Here is a 17,946-nt window from a genome sequence, read left to right as displayed (position 1 = left end):
CGCGCCAACTTTTTTACGCCTTAGCAGCAAAGACTTACTTGCAGGTAAACTGAGCCTTACGGGTTACCTTTGCGGGCTGCGCTTATGAAGGGACGTACCAAACCTTTCCAACCAAGTACGTATGAAAATCTCCCTCAACACCCTGTTCGTGGCCGCCGCCCTGGCCTTCGCTACCGCCTCCTGCACCGATAAGCAACAGGAGAATGCCGAAGCCACCACTGAAAACGCCGCCGACGCCACCGGCGCAGCCGTGGAAGGTGCCGTAACCCCCGACCACGACGGTGCCAACACCGCCATGCCCGAAAACGGCGACACCGCCGTGGTGCGCGACCAGCCCGCCAACGGCGTGGTAGACCAGGTGCCTGCCAAGCAATAAGCAGCCGCTTTTAACCAGCAAAGAAGCCTCTCCCCGGAACCGGGGAGAGGCTTCTTTTTTAGTCGGGGCCCTGCGCAGGGCTTCTCTGCCCGGGCCAACCTCACCCCCCGGCCCCCTCTCCAAAAAAGAGGGGGAGCCAGACGTTTTTTATCAGGCGCAAGACCGGTGCCCCCTCTTTTTTGGAGAGGGGGTCAGGGGGTGAGGTTGGCGCCAGGGCCCACCAGAAATTTTTCGATAGGCGCAAGACCGGTGCCCCCTCTCCCCCGGAGAGGGGGTCAGGGGGTGAGGTTGCCGCCCGACCCCCAGCACTACATTATCCTGCCCAACTACCTGACTGGCGCCCGTTCAGATTATTCTGCTACATTTACCGCCCATCTGCCCCCTGGCTCCGCCGCCGTCCGGGGGCGCATCCCTCACCACCTTCGTTTCCCTTATATGACACCACTGCTACCCCCGTCCCTCTTGCGCCTGACCGGGCTGGCCCTGCTGGCCGGCGCGCTGGCCGCTGCCCCCGCCCGCGCCCAGGTGCCCGGCTGGCAGGCCGTAGCCACGGCTACCAACAGCTCGCTGAGCAGCATCTACGTGCCCGCCACAGCCAATGTGATAGCCAGCACCCCCACCAGCGGGGGCGACCTGATACTCGTCGGCTCGTTTACGGGCACGGTAACGTTTGGCAGCACCACGCTCAGTAATAATGTAACCAGCGGCCGGTGTACCTACGTGGCCCGGTTCCGGCCCGGCACCAACAGCTTCGTGTGGGCTGTGCAAGTGAACGGCAGCGCCGGCGGCACCAGCGACAACCAGCCCGCCGCCGTGGCCGTGGCGGGCAACAGCATCTACGTGGCCGGCAACTTTAACCAGAGCACTACCAACTTTGGCAGCCAGCCCTACAACATTACCGGCGGGATGGGTGGCTACGTGGCCAAGCTCACCGACACCGGCAGCAGCGCCAGCTGGACGTGGGTGCAGCCCATTCGCTCCAGCTCGAATACTGCCCCCGTGACGGCCCTGGCCGTGAGTGGCACGTCGGTGTACGTGGCTGGCATCTTCAATGCGGCCCTGCATTTCGGCAGCTTCATCCTCAATAGCAACCTGGCCGGTAGCCGCGACCTGTTTGTGGGCCGCCTGACCGATGCCGGCCGCGACGTTATTGTTGATTGGGTCGAAGTGGCAGTGGGCATCAATGGCATCACGGCCCAGGCCCTGGCCGTGGAGGGCACCGCTGTGTACGTGGCCGGCGGGCTCGCCGGCAGCGGGCGTTTCGGGGCCGCCAGCATTCCGTCGGGCGCCCTCATCCCCAACCCCTACCTGGCCCGGCTCACCGATACCGGCACCAGCGGCCGCTTTACCTGGGCCAGCCGCCTGGGCACTACGAACGTGGGCACCGTCGGCAGTCGCGCCAATCAGCTGTTGCATCACAATGGCGCCCTCTACGCCGCCGGCACCTACTCCGTGGGCCTCGTGCTCACGGGGGGCGCCACGCTCACCAGCGCCGGCAGCACCGATGCCTTCATCACCAAGCTCACCGACACCGGCACCGGCCCCAGCGTGGTATGGGCCCTCAGCGGCGGTGGCAGCGGCACCGACACCGGCACCAGCCTCGCCGCCGAGGGCCCGGCCCTGTACCTGGGCGGCACCTTTGGCGGCGCCAGCGCCAGCTTCGGCAGCCGCACGCTGCTCAACAGCGGCCCTACCACTACTTCCGACGTATTCCTGAGCCGGCTCGACGATGCCGGCCCCTCGGCCAGCTTTGCCTGGACGCTGGGCGCTGGCGGCACCGGCAACGAAACGGCCGGCGCGGTGGTGCCCCTAGGGGGCTTTACCTACCTGCTGGGCAGCGTGGTACCACCCGCCACCTTCGGCAACGTGCCGGTGCTGGCCGGGGTGTCGGCCCAGCCCCGTGCTTTTGTGGCCACGGCCACCCCCACGCTCACGGCCACCACCGCCGCGTTGGCTACCCAGGTGCAGCTGTTTCCGAACCCCGCCGCCGGCCGCGTGCGCCTGGAGCTGCCCGCCGGTCCTGCCGCCGTACAATTGCGCAACGCCCTGGGCCAGGTAGTGCTGCAGCGCACCACCGCCAGCACCACCCTCGACCTGCGCCACCTGCCGGCCGGCGTGTACGGGCTGCGCGTCGCGCTCCCCGGCGGTGCCGTCACGAAGCGCTTGGTGCTAGAGTAGGGGCAGGTGTCTGCCGTCAACCTCACCCCCCGGCCCCCTCTCCAAAAAAGAGGGGGAGCCAGACGTTTTTTATCAGGCGCAAGACCGGTGCCCTCTCTCTTTTGGAGAGGGGGGCGGGGGGTGAGGTTGCCGCCCGCTGCCTCAGGAACGCGGCGCAGCCGGCTTAACCACCTTTTTCTTGGTAGTAGCCGCGCCCAGCCTATCAGGATTCTCCGCCAGAAACGCCCCCCAGCTTTTATTGCCCGCCGCCCCCGCGTTGTTGCCCTTCTGATAATGGTGGCACATGGCCACGGCCAGCGCATCGGTAGCATCCAGAAACTTACTGGCCTCGGCCACCGGCGGCAGCGTCAGGGTCTGGCGCAGCATGTGGGCCACCTGCTCCTTGGTAGCCGAGCCCGAGCCCGTCACGGACTGCTTGACCTTCGTGGGCGCGTACTCCACGTAAGGAATCTGGCGCGAGAGGGCCGCCGCGATGGCCACACCCTGCGCCCGGCCCAATTTGAGCATACTCTGCACGTTGACGCCGAAGAACGGGGCCTCGATGGCCAGCTCATCGGGCAGGTATTCATCGATGAGCTCGAGCATGCGGTCAAAAATCCGCTTTAGCTTTACGGCATGGTTAGACCCCAGGGCCTTCATGTTGATGACGTCGTAGCACAGCACGTCCACGCGCTGGCCGCGCACCTCAATCACGGCGTAGCCCATTATCTGCGTGCCGGGGTCGACGCCGAGGATAATCTTGGGGAGCAAATCGGGGGCCGGCGCGGGGCGCGGACGAGTGGGGGCGGGCATACCACCCAAAGTTACGACCCAACCCCGCCAAAAGAACCACGCCGCTGGGGCCGTTGGATTACGCTGGGCAAAATCGGCGTCATGCTGCTGACCCTGGCTTTGCTCTACAACTCCGTCTTTGCCGAGCCCGACACGGCCCGGGCCTGGCGCAAACTATTAAGCACGGCCCTGAGCGGGGCCGGCCGCCTGCCGGTGTTGCTGGCTCTGGCCCTGGTGCCCCTCAACTGGGGCCTCGAAGCCTGGAAGTGGCACCGCCTGGCCCGGCACCTGGAGCCGGTCACGTTTGGCCGCAGCTTCCGGGCCGTCATGGTGGGCCTCACGCTCGGCTTCGCCACCCCCAACCGGGTGGGCGACTATGCCGGCCGCATCCTGGAGCTCAAAAGCAAGCGCGTGCGGGCGCTGGGCGCCGTGTTTCTGGGGCGCTACTGCCAGCTGGTGGTCACGGTGCTGGGCGGGGTGGCCGGGCTGCTGTATTTTCTCCTGAAATTTTACGTGCGGGGCTACCCGGCGCTGGGCCTCGGGCTGGTGGTGCTGGCGTTGCTACTCAGCGGGGCGGTATTGCTGCCGTTGTATCGTTCGCGGCTGCTGGTGGCGGCCCTGGGGCTGTGGCGGCCGCTGCGCCGCTTCCGCCCCGCGCTGGCCGTGATGCCGACGTATCCGGTGCGGGCGCTGCACGCGGTGCTGGCCATTGCGGGGCTGCGCTACGGGGTGTTCTGCGGGCAGTTTCTGCTGCTGCTCTACGCCTACGGGGTGGGCAGCCCGCTGGGGCCGGGGCTGGCCGCCGTGGCCGGTACCTTCCTCCTGAAGTCGTTGGTGCCCTCGCTCAATGCCCTGGCCGACGTGGGAGTGCGCGAGCTGTCGGCCACGCATTTATTCGGCTTGCTGGGGCAGCCGGCGCTGCCGGTACTGTCGGCTAGTCTGAGCTTGTGGGTACTCAATATCGCGCTGCCGAGTGCGGCGGGGCTGCTGCTGGTGCCGGGGGTGCGGGTATTGCGCCAAAAGCGGGGGAAGGGATGATTGGGGGGCTGGGATTATTAGCGTTGCCGGGGCTGTATGCGGTGGTGATGGGGTGGTTACGCGGCGGGTGGCACCTCACCCCCCCGACCCCCCTCTCCAAAAAAGAGGGGGGAGCCGGTCATGCGCAGGGGGGCTTGGCGGATAGTATAGGAAACGGACCAGGCATAACCGGTGCCCCCTCTTTTTTGGAGAGGGGGTCAGGGGGTGAGGTTGCGCCCGCCTTTTCCATCCTCATTGCCGCCCGCAACGAGGCCGAAGCCCTGCCGCTATTACTCGCCGACCTCACCGCCCAGGCCTTTCCCGCCGCCCACTTCGAGGTATTGATTGCCGACGACCACTCCACCGATGCCACCGCCGCGCTGGTGCTGGCCGCGGCGGCCACGGCCCCGTTCGCGTTGCACCTCATCACCCTCCCGCCGTCCGAAACCGGCAAAAAAGCCGCCCTGGCCGCCGCCCTGGCCCGGGCCCGCGCCCCTTGGCTCGTGTGCACCGATGCCGACTGCCGCCTCGGCCCCGGCTGGCTCGCCGCCTACGCCGGCTTTATCCAGCAGCAGCCCACCGCCAATTTCATCAGCGGCCCAGTGCTGCTCACCGGGCCGCCCACCTTTTTCACGGGCCTCCTGGGCCTGGAGTTTGCCGGGCTGGTGGGCGTGGGCGCCGCCTGCCTGGGCCGCCAGCACCCCACCATGTGCAACGGCTCCAACCTGGCCTACCGCCGCGCTGCCTTCGAGGCCGTCGGCGGCTACTTCGACAACCAGCACCTGGCCAGCGGCGACGATGAGTTCCTGCTCCATAAGGTCCACGCTGCCTTCCCCGGTACCGCGCATTTCCTGGCGCACCCGGCGGCCCTGGCCCGCACCGCCGCGCCGCCCACCGTGCGGGCCCTGCTGCGGCAGCGCGTGCGCTGGGCTAGCAAGTGGCGGCACTACCAAAGCCCCGCCTCGCGCTACCTGGCCCTGCTGGTGCTCGGGGCCAACGTCAGCCTCGCCGCGGGCCTGGGCGTGGCCCTGGCCCGCCCCGCCCTCTGGCCCTGGGTGGCCGCCGCCTGGCTCCTCAAGCTCGCCGCCGATGCCTGGCTGCTAACCCCGGTGCTGGCCTTCCTGCAACGGCGGCGCTGGCTGGCCCTGTTGCTGCCCCTGCAGCTGTTGTATGCGCCGTATGCGCTGGCCGTGGGGGTGGCCGGTTGGCGCGGCGGGTACCAGTGGAAGGGGAGGGCGGTTCAGAACTGACGTTATTCCGCAGGTGTGGCCGTGGCCTTATCGTACCACAGCTGCACCAGCCCCGAGGGGTAGCTGATGCTGCGCTTGAAGGCCAGCGCCTGCTCGGGCCGCCCGTCGCGGAATAGCCGAATGCCCTCGCCCAGTAAATGCGGGATGACGGAGACAATCAGCCTATCAATCAGCCCGTGCCGGAGCAGGGCGGCTACTATCTCGCCGCCGCCGTCGCAGTAGATGTCCTTGCCTTCGCGGGCTTTGAGGGTCGTTATCAACTCCTGCACATCGGGCACGAAGGTGACATGCCCCGCCTGCCCGGTGCGGGACTGCGACAGCACGTACACCTGCTTGTCCTGGTGTAGATACTCAGGGCTGATGGTTAGGACTTTCTCGTACGTGCGGCGGCCCCAGATAACAGTGTCCACGGTGCTCAGGAAGTCGGCGTAGCCGTAGTCTTCGCCCGGCCGCTCCACCTGCGTCAGGAAATCAATGTTGTCGTTGCTCTTGGCGAGGTAGCCATCGAGGCTCATGGCGATGTAGAGAATGACTTTGCGGCTCATAGCGGAAGAGAAAAGAGATGAATCGGACCGCAAATAAACGGTCTGGCCTGCATTCGCCCTACCGGACTACCACCTACGCCGCCCGCCCCGTCAACCTATCGCGCAGCCGCAGAAACGGAGCCTCAAAATACCGGAACGATAGCGCACTCAGTCCCACCGAGCCGCCCAAAGTAATAACTACCATCGCTGCCGCCTGCGACCAGGTATCGAGCGCAATGTTATGCTTCAGGCAATATTGAAACACGACGTGCACCACCACAATGTGCCACACATACAGCCCGTAGCTGATACTGCCCAGGTAATGCAGCACCCGGCTGCGCAGCCGGATAACCGAGCCCTCAGGCAGAAACTGCGCCACCAGCCCCGCAAACAACGCGGCAATGAGCAGGGGCCGAAACACGTTGAACACGCTGCCCGGCACGTAGGGCAGCAAGTCGGCCTGAAACACCACCAGCGTCAGCACCAATCCGATAAAGCCGTAGCGCAGTGCCAGCGGCAGGCCATTGAGGCGGGCCGAGAAACCGGCGTAGTCCGTAGCCACCCAGTAGCCCAGCGCGCCCCCGGCGGCAAACACGTCGAGGTGCGTCAGCAAATCATTCGTGTCAATCATGGAGTTGTGGAAGATGGACGGCTCCACGAAGCGGGCCAGGCAAGCTAATGGCACGCAGGCCAGCAGAAACCCCGGCACCCGGCGCAGCGGCAGCAGCCACACCATCAGCATCCAGAGCAGGTAGAAGTGCTCCTCGATGCACAATGACCAGAACACCGACAGGGGCGTGACGCGCGGAAAGTTGTCCATCAGCAGCATTTTGTAGTTCTCCAGAAAGGTGAAGGAGAAGCGCCAGTCGGGCACGTAGCCGCCGCCCATCATGTGCAGGCCCCAGCGCTCGGCCCAGGCCTCGGGCAGCAGGAAGGCCAGCAGCACCCCGGCATAAAACAAGGGCCAGATGCGCAGGCTGCGCCGCACGAAAAACCGGCGCACGCCCACCTGCCCGTTGGCCTGCTTGTCGGCCACCAGCAGGTAGGTAATGAGAAAGCCGCTGAGCACGAAGAAGAACTGCACCCCGATGCCGCCCCCCCGCTTGAGGTAGCCCAGCACCGGCGAGGGCACATTGAGCGGCACGTGCAGCAGGTACACCTTCAAAAAGGCGAAGAAGCGCAGCGCCTCCAGCGAGTGAAAATGCCGCCGGGCGGGGGAGTGGTCAACGCTGGGCGTGGCCATAATTCAGGAAAGCAAAGCCAAAAGCCAAAGGTACGCGCCGCCACTGCGGCAACTGGCAAAAAAACGGCCTTGAAAAGCCATTGGATGCCAACCAAACCAGAGGCTGGCCGGTTAGGTAGTAGTTTAGTGTCAACTCTCAACCCCTTGTGCACGATGGCTACTAACTCCACCGGATTTGCCTTGTCGGCGGGCATGGCCGCCATCGTCGTCTTGCTCGGCTACACGCTGCTTAATGCGGTTAGCCTCGTAGGGTTTGCCTCACAGCCAGCGGCGAAGCACGATGTCACGGAAACACCTTCTGATACGGTAGCCGGGTGGTGTGGCACACCTTCTTTATACCCTTCGCGGGCCATCCTGAGTGCGGCCGATGCGGCAGTAGTAGATGCGGGCGATGCCCTGTTCAAAGGCAACTGCGCCCAGTGCCACGCCGTGAACGACAAAGTGGTAGGCCCGGCCCTGGCGGGCATCACAAGGCGGCGCCCCATCGCCTGGCTTATTCCCTGGGTAAAAAACTCCAGCAAAATGGTGGCCGGCGGCGATGCCTACGCCGTGAAGCTATTCGAGGAGTACCAGAAGCAGCAGATGCCCAGCTTCAACCTGACCGACGAGGAAATCATGGCTATTATTGCCTACGTGGCCTCGCAGGAAGGGGGGATGGCAATAGCCAGTGCGGAAGGCGTAGTCGTGGACTAGCACCCGGCGGGCGGCACTACTTTTACCAGCCGATTAGCTTGCGGCTTGGCGCGGCTGGTCGGCGGTGTTGTTTGCCTCGGGTTGTTACTTTCTGCTTATGCGTTTTTTGCAAGCCGCGGCCCCGCGTTGGGCCCTGGTGCTGTGTTTCCTGCTAACCTGGCCCGGTGCCAGCTTATCGGCCCACGCTCAGGGCCCCAACTGGATAGTGGACACCAAGCAGGGCCCGGTGCAGGGCCTGCAGGAGGGCCCGTTGCACGTGTTTAGGGGCATTCCTTACGCCCAGCCGCCGATGGGCGCCCTGCGCTTCCGCCCGCCGCAGCCGCCCCGCCCGCATAGCGCCGTGCTGGCCGCCATAAAATTCGGTCCCCGGGCCACCCAGGCCGGTCCCACCGGCACGCAGGGCGCCGAAGACTGCCTCTATCTCAACGTGTGGGCGCCCCAAAACAACGGCCGCCAGCAGCACCCGGTGGTAGTGTGGGTGCACGGCGGCGCCTTCACCGGCGGCTCGGGCCAGGACCACGACAGCTGGACCTTCGCCGCCCGCGATAGCATCGTGGTGGTCAGCTTCAACTACCGCCTCGGCAGCCTGGGCTTCCTGCAACTGGGCGCCACGCTGGGCAAAGGCTACGAGCAAGCCGGCAACTGCGGCCTGCTCGACGCCGTGGCCGCCCTGCGCTGGGTGCACGCCAACATCAGCGCTTTCGGCGGCGACCCGCGCCGCGTGACGGTGATGGGCGAGTCGGCCGGGGCCAAGCTGGTGGGCGCCCTGCTGGCCACGCCCGCCGCCAAAGGCTTGTTTCAGCAGGTAATCCTGGAAAGCGGCGCCGTGCAGGCCATCCGCGACACCGCCACCGCCGGCGCGGTGGCGCGGCAGCTGCTGCAGGCGCTGGGCGGGCCCGCCCAGCGCCTGCTCACCCTGCCCGCCGACTCGCTGGTGCGGGCGCAGGCCCGGTTTACCAGCGGCGCGGGCGGCTTGCAGGTCTTCGGCCCGGTGCTCGACGGCCGCACCATCCCGGCGCCGCCGCTGGAGCTGCTGCGCCGGCAGGCGCCGCCCGTGCGGGTGCTGCTGGGCACCAATCTGGAGGAGGCGCGGCTGTTTAGCGGCGCGGGCTCCATCCTGGCCACGCCCAACGCCGCCGCGCTCGATAAAGTATTCGGCACTCACAACGGCCCGCTGGTGTGGCAGGCCTACCAGCAGCGCCAAAAGACTATTCCTGACGCGCTGGACGCCTGGAACACCACCCTTACCGACTACCTCTACCGCCTCGCCACCTACCGCTTAGCCCGGCAGCTGGCCGCGCAGGGCCTGCCCACCTGGCTCTACCGCTTCGACTACGCCGACGCCACCACCCGACCCATCCACGCCCAGGAGCTGGCTTTTGTGTGGAATGCACCCCGGGGCAGCTCGGCCGAAGCCACCGCCGCGCCTTCCACCGCCCCCGGCAAAGCCGCCAACCCCGCCCTGGCCGCGCTGATGCACGCGCACTGGGTTAGCTTCATCCGCAGCGGCCGGCCCGGCCCCGACTGGCCCATGTACACGCCCGCCCGCCCAATGCTGATGGTCTTCAAAGCCGACAGCCAGACCGAGTTAAGCAAAGCGCCCTACGAAGACGCCAGCTTTCCCATGCAAGGCTACTGGCGCTAGCGGGCCGCGCCGCTACCTTTGCGCCGACAGCATCGCACCCCGCTGCCTTACCTTCCCGTGACCGACGCCGAATACGACCTGCTCGACGAGCTGTACTTCGTAACCCCCTTCCGCACCCTGCTCGACAAAACCGGCCTGCCCGCCCCCGAGCTCGAAAACCTCCTCCGCGGCCTGCTGGAGCAGGGCCTCGTGCGCAGCTACTGGCCCGACCCCGACACCGAGCTGGCCTACGAAACCACCTCCTTCGGCGCCATCGCCCGCGACGCCGCCTACCTGGCCTCGAAGGAAGGCCTGCTCCAGCACAACACCCGCTAGATGGCGACCGTGGCCCCCGTTGCCCCCGCACCCGCCCGGTCCCCCGGCTACTACGTGCGCCAGCGCCTGCTCCAGAACCGGCCCGCCGTGGCCGGGGCGGTGTTCATCGCGCTGTGCGCGCTGGTGGCGCTGCTGGGCTACTGGGTGTTGCCGGATAATTCGCCCAATGCCAACCACGGCTTTGTGCAGCTGCAGAAGCAGCCACCGGGTTTGCGGGTGCGGCTGATGCGGCGGTCCCTGCCCGATTCGTTACGCCCGGCTTCTAACATTTTCAGCACCTGGCTGCACGGCCAGGAGCCAACGGCCGAAGAAATTCCGGTGCTTCATTTTGGTTCGGTGAAAATCGCCACTGCTACCTACCAGCTATGGTCCCCTCCCGGCAGCCCAGTTCTGGCCGAGCAGCGCTTCCCCGAAAGTGAGCTTGCCACTCCCGTCGCCCGTTATTTTACCTACTGGCTGGGTACCGACAAAGCCGGCCGCGACGAGCTGAGCCGCCTGCTGCTGGGCACGCGCATCTCGCTGGGTATCGGGTTGGTGGCGGTGCTTATTTCGATGGTGCTGGGCATGGCCATCGGGGCGCTGGCGGGGTACTTCGGCGGCAAAATCGACGCCCTGCTGCTGGGCTTGATGACCGTGGTGTGGAGCATTCCCGGCATCATGCTGGTCATCGCCATTTCATTGGCGCTCGACAGCAAAGGCGTGTGGGTAAGCTTCGTAGCCGTGGGCCTCACCATGTGGGTGGACGTGGCCCGCGTGGTGCGCGGCCAGATGCTCAGCCTACGCTCGGCCACCTTCGTGGAGGCCGGGCGGGTGCTGGGCTTGCCCACCGGCCGCCTCATCGTCCGGCACCTGTTGCCCAACCTGCGCGGTCCGCTCATCGTGCTGGCCACGAGTAATTTTGCCGCCGCCATTTTGCTCGAAGCGGGCTTGAGTTTTCTGGGTCTGGGGGTGCAGCCGCCCGCGCCCAGCTGGGGCCTGATGGTGAAGGAAGGCTACGACCTGCTCGGCACCGAGGCGGGCCTGTGGCTCACGCTGTGGCCCAGTCTGGCTATCTCGCTGCTGGTGCTGAGCTTTAACCTGCTCGGCAACGGCCTGCGCGACGCCTACGACCCGAAAACGACGATAATCGGGTAAATTCGCGCCATCTTTGAGTTTGATTGAGGTGAGGCAAATGGGGAGCGGCGATAAAAATTAACCGGTATTTCACCCAGCTATTTGCTACCTTGTCCTCTCTCTACCAAGTCCGCCCTTGATTGCATGCCGCACGCCACTGCTCCTATTACCCCCGATAAGCCCGCCGACCTCACCGGGGCGCAGGCGCTGGCTGCGCGCGACGAGCAGCTGAAGCAGCTGCGCCGCGACCTCATCATCAAGGATTTCGAACTGGAAACGGTGCTCGGCCTGGCTCAGCACATGACCGCCAGCCACCACAGTGTGGAGGTGCTCTACCGCATGCTGCACTTCACCCTGGAGGGCCAGCGTGCCGTCGAGCACCTGCTGCTGTTCGTGCGGCAGGGCGACACTTTTCAGGCCAAAATGGCCCTCGGCCGCCCCGAAGACGAGCTGCAACACCTGCAGCTGCCGGCTGCGGTGGCTGCCGGGCACATCGACGAGGAGCGCTCCATCGAGGATTTTAACCTCGGCCCCGACTGGGAGCGCTACGAGATGCTGATTCCGGTGCTGCGCCAGCAGCAGGTGGCGGGCTACGTGTTCATTGGCGGCCTGCGCCGCAACTACGACCGCCAGAAGCTGATAAAATTTCTGACGGCGCTGGCTAATACCCTGCTAGGAGCCATCGAAAACCGCCGCCTGCAGGACCAGAGCATCCGCGATGCGGCGGTGCGCAAGGAAATCGAAATTGCCCAGGACGTGCAGAACCGGCTGTTTCCCCAGCGCCTGCCCAACGATACCGACCTGCTGATTGAGAAGGAGTACCGCCCCCACGCCGAAATCGGCGGCGACTACTACGACGTGGTTGAAATCGACGCCGACCGCCTGCTGCTCTGCGTAGCCGACGTGAGCGGCAAGGGCGTGCCCGCCTCGCTGCTGATGTCGAACTTCCAGGCCGGCCTGCGCACCATGCTGCGCCAGGGCGGCGAGCTCACGGCGGTGGTAACGGAGCTAAACACGTTGCTGTTTGAAAATGCGAACGGTGAGAAGTTTATCACCGCTTTTCTGGGCGTTTACAACCGCCGCACCCGCCGCCTGCAATACGTGAATGCCGGGCACAACGACCCCATGCTGCTGGGCCCCGACGGCACCGTCCAACAGCTCAGCCACGGCACCATCATCCTCGGCATCATGGAAGATTTGCCGATGCTGATGGTAGGGGAGGTGGTCATCGAGCCGCAGTCGCTGCTGCTGCTGTACACCGATGGCCTAACCGAGATATTCGACGCCCACGGCAATGAGTTTGGCGAAGAAGGCGTGCTACGGGTGTTGCAAAGCCACCGCCACCTGCCCCTGGCCGAGCTCAATCAGCAGCTACTGGAAGCGTGTAAGAAGTTCAACGTCAACGGTGATAAGTTTGCCGACGACATTACCATTCTGAGCTGCTGGTTTAAGTAAGCGGGTTACTCCTTATTCGTTAGCTGGTTGGCTTCTATTACCCAGCTTTCCAGACGAATCAGCAGGGCCAGCCCCACAAAGAACAGGGCGCCGATTTTATCGACTTCGATGAGCTCGTTGAGCAGCAGGTGGAAAAGAATAACTACCAGCGACAGCGTAACCGCCAGCACCACGCGGCGCAGGGCCGGATGCCGGGCCGTTTGGTGGTAAAGCCGCTCGGCCGTGAGCAGCGTGAAAGCTACCAGCACCACAAACAGTACAAACCCTGGAATGCCCTGCTCGGCCAGCTGCAGCAGGAAGTAGTTGTGCGAGGTTGATTTCTCGGGGTTGTTGCTTACGTAAGTCCGGAAACTTCTGACGGTGTAGTTTTTATACTCGGGGTAAAAGGTCGAAGGGCCGCTTCCTACCAAGGGCTTGTCGGCAATCATGCGCGCTGCGGCCACCCAGCGGTACACCCGCTCCATGCCCGATACGTCCTGCATGTTGTAGGTCGCCTCAAGGTGGCGGCTGAAGTTCTTGCCGTTGAAAATCACCTTCTCAAACTCCGGCGCGTACAGCATATACCTATCGTTGTGCATGAAATAGGTGGCGGCACTGCCCGCCGCCAGTCCCGCGCTCAGCAACAGTGCTTTGGTCAGGCGCAGGCGCAGCACCCCGTAGTAGATGGCGATAATCGGCAGCGACAGCATGGAAGCCCGCGTGTAGGACGTGAACAGCCCGAACAGCAGCACCAGCAACGCTACTATCCAGGCCAGGCGAACGACTTTGTTAGGGGTTGCCCGATAGGCATATAGCACGTAGGGGATGAGGGTGGCCAGCAGCGTGGCGTAGATGACGTGGTTGTGAAAAAACGGCTTAAGCGACCAGTTGATTTCGTCGAAGTTGAACCCACGCCCGGCATGGCGGCTGACCACATACAGCACCCCCAGGCAAGTGCTCGTAACGTACACGGCCACCAGCTGCCACACCTGCGCCGGGCGGCGCACCAGCAGCAGCGTCCCCAGCAAAAACGGCATAATGTACCAGGTTTTGGCCAGCAGGTACTTGACTGACTTGGTGATATCAACCGAGAAGAGCGTGTCTACGGCTGCCCACAGCAGCATGAGCGCCAGCACTATCATCAGCGGGTGCAGCCATTCGCGCTGCGGCAGCCGGCCCTTGCCCAGCAGCAGCATCAGGCCCACGCAGGCCATGAGCACCAACATGAGCGGCTCGGAAGGCACGTCCATACTCAGCCCGCCCGGCAGCCCGATTTCCAGCGAAAACGGCAGCGAAAAAAACAGCAGGTAATAGAGAATCCGCCATTCCAGAAAGGCTATTGCGCCGCCAGCCAGCAATACTCCCGGCAGCAGCAACGACAAATCGTGCCGCAAAACCGCGCCCGCGCCGCCCAGCAGCAGCAGCGTGACGAAGACGATGAAAAACCGCTGCTCGGCCTCCAGGCGCCGCAGCCGTTGCCACAGGCTGCTCACGAGCCAGCCTCCCCGCGCTGCCGCTGATGGCGAAACAGCTCCAGCAGCGACACCACCACCACCGACAGCACCAGCGTGATGAGCACCGAGCCCACCACAATCAGCCAGCGCACGGGCTTCACTTTCTTGGTGGCCGGATAGGCTTTCTGCACTACGTAGAGGCTCGAAACCTGCCCTTTAATACTAAGCGTGGCGGTTTCGTAGGCAGCCTGCGCCGACACGAGGCGGTTCTGCAGGTTGTTGGTGCGGTCGGCAAGCATGCTCACGGAGTCGCCGCCGTTGGTAAAGTTTTCCAGATTGATGACGTTGCCGCCATCGGCGCGGGTGAGGCCGTGCATAGCCCGCCGCAGGGCGGTCACATTGCCACCCCCGCCGGCTTCGGCCTTGCGCAGCTCAGTTTCAACCCTGATAATCTCCTTGGCCAGGTAGCGCCCTTGCATCTCCAGCCCAAACACGCCTTTGCGGTAGCGGGCGGCCACCAGGGCCCGGCGGTTTTTCTCGTACAGATTGCTGATGGTTTCGTAGCGCAAGCGGTAGAGGTTTAGAACTTTACGGCGGTTTTCGTACGTCAGTTGCTGGTTCATCGAGTCAATGGCCTGCACGATATCATTGGCAATGCGGGCGGCCAAAAACTTGTCGGTATCCATAAACGTCAGTTCGATGGCGTCGCGCTCGTTGTGTACAATGCTGAGGTTGCTGCTGAACTCAGAGAGCACCGCGTTGTCGGAGGCATCGTCGCCGGGCGTCCCTATTTCATAGTGTTTGTGGAGGTTGTACTTCTTGATAATCATCTCCGCCAGTGGCTGCGACTCCCCGATGGTGATAACGCGGTCGAGGTCTTCGGCCCGGCCGGTCAGCTCCAGCGTCCGCCGGTTTTCCGTGCTTTCGTCCAGCAGGCGGTCGGGGTCAGAAGTCTGCGGAGTAGTCGGAAAAAATACGGAGGTGGACTTGTACACATTGGGCAGCACGAGCGCCACCACGGTGCTGATGATGGCGGCGAGCACCACCGCGCCACCCACCAGGGACTTCCAACGGTTAATTATTGGCCCCAGGCCAACCAGCGAAAACGAAGATGCAGACATAAATGACGAAAAGACAATTAGCCCCGTACCGCTTTGTAATGAGTAGCTGACGGTTCGACGGCAGGGCAAAGATAACCCGAAATGGGCCGACCCGCCGCCGTGGCCGGGCCGCTGCTGTAGTTTTGCGGGGCCGGCAGCCCAGCCAGCTGCCGGGTTGTGGCACCTACAGCAGCCCCAACGCGGAGAAGCCGCCATTGGTATCTCCGCTATGCTGCGGCAGTAGCTCGTCAGGGAGTTTGCGCGCCAGATAAAATGCTTGGCGTGATGCTTTTATCGACTATTTATTTCATATGCACATTGCCGTAAATACCCGTTTTCTGCTGCCAGGCAACCAATTGGAAGGAATTGGTCGCTTCAGCCACGAAACGTTGCGTCGGCTGGTGCAGCAGCACCCGGAAGTCACCTTTCACTTCCTTTTCGACCGGGCCTATGATGCGCGTTACGTGCTTGGCCCCAATGTGGTGCCGCATGTGCTGTATCCGTCGGCCCGGCATCCGCTGCTGTTCGCGGCCTGGTTTGAGGGAGCGGTGGCCTGGTGGCTGGCCCGGCACCGGCCGGCCGCTTTCCTGAGCCCCGACGGTTTCACTACGCTGGCTACCCGCGTACCCCGCGTAACGGTGATTCACGATTTGGCTTTCAGGCATTTTCCGCTTGATATGAGCCTGTTGCAGCGCAGGTATTACCATTTTTTCATGCCTCGGTTTGTAGCTGCCTCGGCCCGATTGGTGGCTGTGTCGGAAGCCACCAAGGCCGATATTGGGCAGGCCTATGGTGTTGTGCCCGAGCGCATCAGCGTAGCATACAACGCGCCGGCCGAACTGTTCCGGCCGCAGCCGCCGGCGGCACAGCACGCCACCCGCGCCCGATTCAGTGGCGGGCAGTCGTATTTCCTGTTCGTGGGGGCTCTGCATCCCCGCAAAAATCTGGACAAGCTGCTGCAGGCCTTCGATTTATTCAAGCAGCAGCAGGGGCCGGCTGCTGCCGAAGCGCAGCTGCTCATCGTGGGGCGCCGGGCCTGGAAGGCCGGGCCGATTTTTGACGCTTACCAGCAGATGCAGCACCAAGCAGCCGTGCATTTCACTGGCCGGGTGAGCGATGCCGAGCTGGCCGACCTCTACGCTGCCGCGCTGGCAACGGTGTTTGTGCCTTATCTGGAGGGCTTTGGCCTTCCCATTGTGGAGGCGCAGGCCAGCGGCTGCCCGGTGCTCACCTCCGACGCCAGCTGCCTGCCCGAAGTGGCCGGACCGGGTGCCGCCGTGCTGGCTGACCCCTTCGACGCCGCCGCCATTGCGGCCGGCCTGGGCCGCCTCTGGCACGACGCGGCGCTGCGCCAGCAGCTGCGCGAGCGTGGCTTGGCCAACGTGCAGCGCTTTTCGTGGGACGCCAGCGCGGCGGTGCTGTGGCAAGCCGTGCAGGAGGCCATTTCGGAGGTGGCAGCTCAAACGAAATAGCGTACTTTTGCCCCTCGCATGGCCCGTCCGCATCCCTACAATTTCGTTCATGTGCTGCTGCCCCAGCTGGTCTGGCGCCGCCCCGATGCCGTGCGCCGCGAACTGAGCGACCCCGCCCTGGCCCGCGACCTGCTGCTCTACGTGTGGGACAAGGCCGGTGAAGACCTCGCACCCGCCGACCGGGTGCCGCCCCGCGGCCTGCGCCTGAGCTGGCACGAGGTGGCGGGGCGCGTCACGGCGCTGGTGCATCTGCCAGCCCCTCAATCCACTACCGAAGCGCACTTTGCCGCCTTGGTCTATGATGAGGAGCTGGGCGAAGAGCCCGACGAAGCCGATGACGACCTGCCCGAAGCGCGCCCGCGCTACTTCACCCTCGAAGCCACTTTGGGCCTGAGCACCGACCACGGCAGCCCCACCGTGGTGGGCGAGTGGCAGGGCGACTACCACCACCACCTGGGCCGGGGCCCGGCCGGTGGCCGCCCCGATACCGCCGAGGCCTTCCTCAAGGTGCTGGCCTCGGTGCTGGGCCCGCTGCCCGGCGCCGACGTGCCCTACATGCGAATCGTGCGCTCATGAGCAAGTGGCTGGAGGCTCTAGTGATGACCCGCCCGCCCAAGCTGCTGCACACCCTGCTGCCCGGCTGCGAGTGGACGGCCGCCCCTGCAGTAGTTGGTGCCCCAGTTATTTACCTCACCTTCGACGACGGCCCCATCCCCGACGAAACGCCCTGGGTGCTGGAGCAGCTGGCGCAGTTCGACGCCCGCGCTACCTTCTTCTGCGTGGGCGACAACGTGGCCCGCTACCCCGAAATAGCCCGCGCCGCCCTGGCCGCCGGCCACCGGCTGGGCAACCATACGCAGCACCACCGAAGTGCTTGGCAGGTAACAGGAAAAGAGTATTTGAGCGAAGTGTCAGAGTGCCAGCAGGGTCTGCGGGTAGTGTTTGATAACAGTGATGACGGGGTGTTAGGTGTTGGGGATTCGGTATTGGGGCAATCCGTACCCCCAACCCCCAACACCCAACACCCAGTACCGAACACCCAAAGCCAAGCCACAACCTCAGTATTCTCAGCTTCTTTGGATTCCCAACCTCTCTTCCGCCCACCCTACGGTCGGCTCACCCGCTCGCTCATTCAAGCGCTAAAGTCTGATTATCGAATCATTATGTGGTCGGTGCTGACGCGCGACTACGACCCCGACCTGGCCCCCGAAAAGTGCCTGCGCCAGACCCTGGCCGCCATGCGGCCCGGCGATATTGTGGTGTTTCACGACAGCCGCAAGGCCAGCGCCCGGCTGCGTTACGTGCTGCCCCGCGTGTTGGCGCATTTTGCCGGGCGGGGCTTTCGGTTTGAGACGTTGTAG

Annotated in this window: 17 protein-coding genes; 12 read left to right on the top strand and 5 right to left on the bottom strand. The window is 64.6% G+C overall.

What is annotated here, in order from left to right; genetic code table 11:
* Nucleotides 1–121 precede the first annotated feature (121 nt).
* Complete coding sequence (locus Q5H93_RS12975; protein ID WP_305006969.1) at nucleotides 122–376, top strand: hypothetical protein; 255 nt, start codon at nucleotides 122–124, stop codon at nucleotides 374–376.
* Between the two features lie 435 nt (nucleotides 377–811).
* A complete protein-coding gene (locus Q5H93_RS12970) occupies nucleotides 812–2,554 on the top strand; it encodes a T9SS type A sorting domain-containing protein (protein WP_305006968.1) in 1,743 nt (580 codons plus the stop codon).
* Nucleotides 2,555–2,695: 141 nt separating this feature from the next.
* On the opposite strand, the gene ruvC is transcribed toward Q5H93_RS12970, so the two are convergent.
* Nucleotides 2,696–3,346 (bottom strand): crossover junction endodeoxyribonuclease RuvC, encoded by a 651-nt coding sequence (gene ruvC, locus Q5H93_RS12965; RefSeq protein ID WP_305006967.1) that lies wholly within the window; start codon nucleotides 3,344–3,346, stop codon nucleotides 2,696–2,698.
* Between the two features lie 81 nt (nucleotides 3,347–3,427).
* On the opposite strand from ruvC, the gene Q5H93_RS12960 reads away from it, so the two are divergent.
* Nucleotides 3,428–4,363 (top strand): lysylphosphatidylglycerol synthase domain-containing protein, encoded by a 936-nt coding sequence (locus tag Q5H93_RS12960; protein ID WP_305006966.1) that lies wholly within the window; start codon nucleotides 3,428–3,430, stop codon nucleotides 4,361–4,363.
* 185 nt (nucleotides 4,364–4,548) lie between these two features.
* Nucleotides 4,549–5,592 (top strand): glycosyltransferase, encoded by a 1,044-nt coding sequence (locus tag Q5H93_RS12955; protein WP_305006965.1) that lies wholly within the window; start codon nucleotides 4,549–4,551, stop codon nucleotides 5,590–5,592.
* A 2-nt stretch (nucleotides 5,593–5,594) separates the two neighbouring features.
* Here Q5H93_RS12955 and Q5H93_RS12950 read toward each other — a convergent pair whose 3' ends face one another.
* Nucleotides 5,595–6,137, bottom strand: coding sequence for a dihydrofolate reductase family protein (locus Q5H93_RS12950; protein WP_305006963.1), 543 nt, complete (start codon nucleotides 6,135–6,137; stop codon nucleotides 5,595–5,597).
* A gap of 73 nt (nucleotides 6,138–6,210) precedes the next feature.
* Complete coding sequence (locus Q5H93_RS12945) at nucleotides 6,211–7,359, bottom strand: acyltransferase family protein (RefSeq protein WP_305006962.1); 1,149 nt, start codon at nucleotides 7,357–7,359, stop codon at nucleotides 6,211–6,213.
* Between the two features lie 153 nt (nucleotides 7,360–7,512).
* On the opposite strand from Q5H93_RS12945, the gene Q5H93_RS12940 reads away from it, so the two are divergent.
* From Q5H93_RS12940 to Q5H93_RS12920, 5 genes are all read left to right on the top strand, one after another.
* Nucleotides 7,513–8,052: a c-type cytochrome gene (locus Q5H93_RS12940; protein WP_305006961.1), complete on the top strand. Its 540-nt coding sequence runs from the start codon at nucleotides 7,513–7,515 to the stop codon at nucleotides 8,050–8,052.
* 97 nt (nucleotides 8,053–8,149) lie between these two features.
* Nucleotides 8,150–9,697 carry a carboxylesterase/lipase family protein gene (locus tag Q5H93_RS12935; protein ID WP_305006960.1) on the top strand — a complete coding sequence of 516 codons (1,548 nt, stop codon included), beginning with the start codon at nucleotides 8,150–8,152 and terminating at the stop codon, nucleotides 9,695–9,697.
* A 57-nt stretch (nucleotides 9,698–9,754) separates the two neighbouring features.
* Nucleotides 9,755–10,012 (top strand): hypothetical protein, encoded by a 258-nt coding sequence (locus Q5H93_RS12930; protein WP_305006959.1) that lies wholly within the window; start codon nucleotides 9,755–9,757, stop codon nucleotides 10,010–10,012.
* Complete coding sequence (locus Q5H93_RS12925) at nucleotides 10,013–11,146, top strand: ABC transporter permease (protein WP_369811017.1); 1,134 nt, start codon at nucleotides 10,013–10,015, stop codon at nucleotides 11,144–11,146.
* Between the two features lie 123 nt (nucleotides 11,147–11,269).
* The gene (locus Q5H93_RS12920; protein ID WP_305006957.1) at nucleotides 11,270–12,580 is read left to right on the top strand and encodes a PP2C family protein-serine/threonine phosphatase; all 1,311 of its coding nucleotides are present in this window, start codon (nucleotides 11,270–11,272) and stop codon (nucleotides 12,578–12,580) included.
* A 5-nt stretch (nucleotides 12,581–12,585) separates the two neighbouring features.
* Here Q5H93_RS12920 and Q5H93_RS12915 read toward each other — a convergent pair whose 3' ends face one another.
* Together Q5H93_RS12915 and Q5H93_RS12910 are read right to left on the bottom strand one after the other, a co-directional pair.
* Nucleotides 12,586–14,052, bottom strand: coding sequence for an O-antigen ligase family protein (locus tag Q5H93_RS12915; protein ID WP_305006956.1), 1,467 nt, complete (start codon nucleotides 14,050–14,052; stop codon nucleotides 12,586–12,588).
* Nucleotides 14,049–15,134 carry a GumC domain-containing protein gene (locus tag Q5H93_RS12910; protein ID WP_305006955.1) on the bottom strand — a complete coding sequence of 362 codons (1,086 nt, stop codon included), beginning with the start codon at nucleotides 15,132–15,134 and terminating at the stop codon, nucleotides 14,049–14,051. Before Q5H93_RS12910 ends, Q5H93_RS12915 begins: the two co-directional genes overlap by 4 nt.
* Before the next feature lie 290 nt (nucleotides 15,135–15,424).
* Here Q5H93_RS12910 and Q5H93_RS12905 point away from each other — a divergent pair, with 290 nt between their 5' ends.
* From Q5H93_RS12905 to Q5H93_RS12895, 3 genes are read left to right on the top strand one after another with little or no spacing between them, the layout of a single operon-like run.
* The gene (locus Q5H93_RS12905; RefSeq protein WP_305006954.1) at nucleotides 15,425–16,585 is read left to right on the top strand and encodes a glycosyltransferase family 4 protein; all 1,161 of its coding nucleotides are present in this window, start codon (nucleotides 15,425–15,427) and stop codon (nucleotides 16,583–16,585) included.
* A gap of 18 nt (nucleotides 16,586–16,603) precedes the next feature.
* Complete coding sequence (locus Q5H93_RS12900; protein ID WP_305006953.1) at nucleotides 16,604–17,161, top strand: hypothetical protein; 558 nt, start codon at nucleotides 16,604–16,606, stop codon at nucleotides 17,159–17,161.
* A complete protein-coding gene (locus Q5H93_RS12895) occupies nucleotides 17,158–17,946 on the top strand; it encodes a polysaccharide deacetylase family protein (RefSeq protein WP_305006952.1) in 789 nt (262 codons plus the stop codon). Before Q5H93_RS12900 ends, Q5H93_RS12895 begins: the two co-directional genes overlap by 4 nt.

Origin of the sequence: Hymenobacter aranciens (genome assembly GCF_030580865.1) — a bacterium.
Classification (GTDB): Bacteria; Bacteroidota; Bacteroidia; order Cytophagales; family Hymenobacteraceae; genus Hymenobacter; species Hymenobacter aranciens.
Note: the sequence above shows the minus strand (reverse complement) of the source record. Positions and strands in the feature narration are given on the sequence as shown.

Coding starts and splice junctions, on each gene's coding strand:
- Q5H93_RS12975 (WP_305006969.1), top strand. CDS start 122: ATGAAAATCTCCCTCAACACCCTGTTCGTGGCCGCCGCCCTGGCCTTC.
- Q5H93_RS12970 (WP_305006968.1), top strand. CDS start 812: ATGACACCACTGCTACCCCCGTCCCTCTTGCGCCTGACCGGGCTGGCC.
- ruvC (WP_305006967.1), bottom strand. CDS start 3,346: ATGCCCGCCCCCACTCGTCCGCGCCCCGCGCCGGCCCCCGATTTGCTC.
- Q5H93_RS12960 (WP_305006966.1), top strand. CDS start 3,428: ATGCTGCTGACCCTGGCTTTGCTCTACAACTCCGTCTTTGCCGAGCCC.
- Q5H93_RS12950 (WP_305006963.1), bottom strand. CDS start 6,137: ATGAGCCGCAAAGTCATTCTCTACATCGCCATGAGCCTCGATGGCTAC.
- Q5H93_RS12945 (WP_305006962.1), bottom strand. CDS start 7,359: ATGGCCACGCCCAGCGTTGACCACTCCCCCGCCCGGCGGCATTTTCAC.
- Q5H93_RS12940 (WP_305006961.1), top strand. CDS start 7,513: ATGGCTACTAACTCCACCGGATTTGCCTTGTCGGCGGGCATGGCCGCC.
- Q5H93_RS12935 (WP_305006960.1), top strand. CDS start 8,150: ATGCGTTTTTTGCAAGCCGCGGCCCCGCGTTGGGCCCTGGTGCTGTGT.
- Q5H93_RS12925 (WP_369811017.1), top strand. CDS start 10,013: ATGGCGACCGTGGCCCCCGTTGCCCCCGCACCCGCCCGGTCCCCCGGC.
- Q5H93_RS12920 (WP_305006957.1), top strand. CDS start 11,270: ATGCCGCACGCCACTGCTCCTATTACCCCCGATAAGCCCGCCGACCTC.
- Q5H93_RS12910 (WP_305006955.1), bottom strand. CDS start 15,134: ATGTCTGCATCTTCGTTTTCGCTGGTTGGCCTGGGGCCAATAATTAAC.
- Q5H93_RS12905 (WP_305006954.1), top strand. CDS start 15,425: ATGCACATTGCCGTAAATACCCGTTTTCTGCTGCCAGGCAACCAATTG.
- Q5H93_RS12900 (WP_305006953.1), top strand. CDS start 16,604: ATGGCCCGTCCGCATCCCTACAATTTCGTTCATGTGCTGCTGCCCCAG.
- Q5H93_RS12895 (WP_305006952.1), top strand. CDS start 17,158: ATGAGCAAGTGGCTGGAGGCTCTAGTGATGACCCGCCCGCCCAAGCTG.